1 protein-coding gene is annotated in these 3,981 nt (G+C 72.3%); it reads left to right on the forward strand.

The window, feature by feature from the left end:
* The coding region (locus tag ACZ4MF_RS48700) for an SDR family NAD(P)-dependent oxidoreductase (RefSeq protein ID WP_467500858.1) at window positions 1-3,981 on the forward strand (3,981 nt) is incomplete at both ends.

The raw sequence follows: 3,981 nt of genomic DNA on the forward strand, positions 1-3,981 counted from the left end.
CCGGTCGCCGAGACGGTCGAGGCGGCCGGTTCGGATGCCGTGGTCGTGGGGTCTCTGCGTCGTGGTGAGGGGGGTCTGGAGCGGTTCTACCTCTCCCTGGGTGAGGCGTGGACGCGTGGTGTCGTCGTGGACTGGGCGCCGGTGTTCGAGGGGCTGTCCCCGCGCCGGGTGGAGCTGCCGACGTACGCCTTCCAGCGCAGCCACTACTGGCTCGACCTGCCCAAGGCGCAGGCCGCCGCCGACCCGGCCCAGGAACTGTTCTGGCGGACCGTCGAGGAGGGCGATGCAGATGAACTCGCCCGCGCCCTCGGGCTCGACGGCACCGAGGGCCTCGATGACGTCCTTCCCGCTCTGTCCGCCTGGCATCGCGGGCGGCAGGGCCGTGCCCGGCTGGACAGTTGGCGCTACCGCGTCGTGTGGCGGCCGTACCAACTCCCGGAAAGCGGTGCGCTCGACGGCACCTGGCTGCTCGTCGTACCCGAGGAGCACGCGCTGTCGCCACTCGCCGGAGCCGTCGCCAACGGCCTGAGCGACGCGGGCGCGACCCCCGTCACCTTCGTGATGGCGGAGGACGAACTGGACCGCGGACGGATCGCCGCACGGCTGGGCGACGCCGTGGCGGACATCGGTCCCGACTCCGTGCGGGGCATCGTGTCCCTGCTGGCCCTCGACGAGCGTCCGGCCCCGGACCACGCCGGCGCGACGGTGGGCATGCTCTCCTCGCTGCTGCTGGTCCAGGGCCTGCTGGACGCCGGTGTCGAGGCGAAGATGTGGTTCCTGACCGGTGGAGCCGTCACCACGGGCGCCGACGACCCGGTGAACCACCCCATGCAGGGCGCTCTTTGGGGACTCGGCCGTGTCGTCGCCCTGGAGCAGCCGCGCCGCTGGGGCGGACTCGTCGACCTCCCCTCCGCAGCCGACCCCGACGCCGTACGAGGTCTCATCGCCGTCCTCGCCGAAGGGGGTGACGAGGACCAGGTCGCCCTGCGGGGACGGAACGCCCACGTCCGGCGGCTGGTCCGCACACCCCTGGCGGGCCGTGGCGCGGCACGCCCCTGGAGCACCAGCGGCGCCGCGCTGATCACCGGGGGCACCGGCGGTCTCGGCGCCCACACCGCCCGACTGCTCGCCCGTAAGGGCGCCGAGCATCTGGTGCTCACCAGCCGCCACGGTGCCGAGGCGCCCGGTGCGGAGGAACTGCGGCAGGAGCTGACCGAGCTGGGCTGCCGGGTGACCATCGCCGCCTGCGACGTCGCCGACCGGGACGCGCTGCGCCACCTCGTGGAGCAGGTCGAGTCCGACGGCCCCGCGATCCGCACCGTCGTGCACACCGCGGGCGTCGGCATGCTCGCCCCCCTCGCCGACACCGACCTCGACTTCTTCGCCGAGGGCGCCCGCGCCAAGCTGCTCGGCGCCGCCAACCTCGACGCCCTCTTCGACCACGACCGGCTGGACGCCTTCGTCCTGTACTCGTCCGTCGCCGGCACCTGGGGCAGTGGCGACCACGGCGCCTACTCCGCCTCGAACGCGTACGTCGACGCCCTCGCCGACCACCGCAGGGCCCGCGGGCTGACCGGCATGTCCCTCGCCTGGGGCATCTGGAGCCCGGAGGGCGGAGGCATGGCCGTCAACGTCGTCCGGGAGCAACTGCGCTGGCGCGGCATCCCGTTCATGGACGCCGAACTGGCGGTCGCGGGACTAGAGCAGGCACTCGACCACGACGAGACGTTCCTCGCCGTCGCCGACATCGACTGGGAGCGCTTCGTCCCCGTCTTCACCGCCGCCCACCCCCGGCCGCTGCTGCACGAGGTCCCCGAGGTGGCGGCCGCGATGCAGGCCGACGAAGCCGTTCTCGACCGGGCCGTCGAACGGCGCGGCGGACTGCGCGCGGAACTCGCCGGTCTGAGCGCCCCCGAACGCGAGCGGACCCTGACCGACGTGGTCCGCACCCAGGTCGCCGCCGTACTCGGATACGCCGACGGCAGCGAGGTCGCCGCCACGCGCGCGTTCCGGGAACTCGGCTTCGACTCCCTCACCGCGGTCGAACTGCGCAACCGCCTCAACGAGGCGACCGGCCTCGCGCTGCCGGCCACCATCGTCTTCGACCACCCCAACGTCCGCGATCTGGTACGCCACCTGCGCGGACACCTCGTCGACGACACCACAGAGGAGACGTCCGCCACGCTCCCGACCGTCGCGCCGGCCCGCCCGGCCCACGAGGACGAACCGATCGCGATCGTCTCCATGGGCTGCCGCTTCCCTGGCGGAGTGCACTCCCCTGAGGACTTCTGGCGACTCGTCCTGGACGAGACCGACGCCATCTCGTCCCTGCCCGTCGATCGCGGCTGGGACATGGACACCCTGTACGACCCCGACCCGGACCGCGCCGGCACCATCTACGTCCGCGAGGGCGGATTCCTGCACGACGCGGCCGAGTTCGACGCGGGGTTCTTCGGGATCTCGCCGCGTGAGGCGACCGCGATGGACCCGCAGCAGCGGCTGCTCCTGGAGACCACCTGGGAGACCCTGGAGCGGGCCGGCATCGCCCCCGACAGCCTGCGCGGCAGCGACACCGGCGTCTTCCTCGGTGTGTCCCACCAGGGCTACGGAGCGAGCGGCGAGGTGCCGGAGGGCCTCGAAGGCCACCTCATCACCGGCACCGTCACCAGCATCGCCTCCGGCCGCATCTCGTACACGCTCGGCCTCGAAGGCCCGGCCGTGACGATGGACACCGGCTGCTCCTCCGCGCTCGTCGCCATGCACCTGGCCATGCGCTCCCTCCGGTCGGGTGAATGCTCCCTCGCGCTGACCGGCGGCGCCGCCGTCATGGGCGAGCCCATCGGCCTGGTCGGCTTCAGCCGGCAGCGTGGTCTGGCCGTCGACGGCCGCTGCAAGGCGTTCGGGGCCGGGGCCGACGGCATGGGCATGGCCGAGGGCGTGGGTGTGCTGCTGCTGGAGCGGTTGTCGGACGCCGTGGCGCGGGGGCATGAGGTGCTGGCGGTGGTGCGGGGTTCGGCGATCAACCAGGACGGTGCGTCGAACGGTCTGACGGCCCCCAACGGTCTTTCGCAGCAGCGTGTGATTCGTGCGGCGTTGGCCGATGCGGGTCTGTCGGTGGCTGATGTGGACGTGGTGGAGGCGCACGGTACGGGTACGAAGCTGGGTGACCCGATCGAGGCACAGGCGCTGCTCGCCACGTATGGGCAGGAGCGGGACGGCGACCGGCCGTTGTGGCTCGGGTCGGTGAAGTCCAACATCGGACATGCGCAGGCCGCTTCGGGCATGGCCGGGATCATCAAGATGGTGCAGGCCATGCGGCACGCCACCCTGCCGAAATCCCTGCACGCCGAAGAGCTCTCCCCGATCGTCGACTGGTCGACGGGACAGGTCGAGGTCCTCGCGCAGACCCGCCCGTGGGAACGGCACGACCGACCCCGCCGGGCCGGCGTCTCCTCCTTCGGCGTCAGCGGTACGAACGCCCACATCATCCTCGAAGAGCCCGAGCCGCTCCCCTCGCAGGAGCCGGCATCACTCGCCGAGGACCGGCCCGGCACCGTGGTGCCGTGGCTGGTGTCCGCCCGCTCGGACAAGGCACTGCGCGCCCAGGCCGAGCGACTGCTGAACCAGGTGGAGAACTCGACCGGCGATCCCGTCGACATCGCGCACTCCCTCCTGACCGGCCGCGCCGCACTGGAGGAACGCGCCGTCGTCGTCGGCGCCGACCGCGACAGCCTCGTCGCCGTACTGCGCGATCTGGCCACCGGGACCTCCGGCACCACCCTCACGCGCGGCACCGCTCAGCGAATCGGCGACACGGTGGACCCCGTCTTCGTGTTCCCGGGTCAGGGTGCGCAGTGGGTGGGGATGGCGGTCGAACTCCTTGACACCTCGCCGGTGTTCGCGGCTCGGTTCGCGGAGTGTGGGGTGGCGTTGGGGGAGTTTGTCGAGTGGTCGTTGGTGGATGTGGTGCGTGGGGTGGAG

This window comes from Streptomyces sp. NPDC025793, assembly GCF_055558375.1.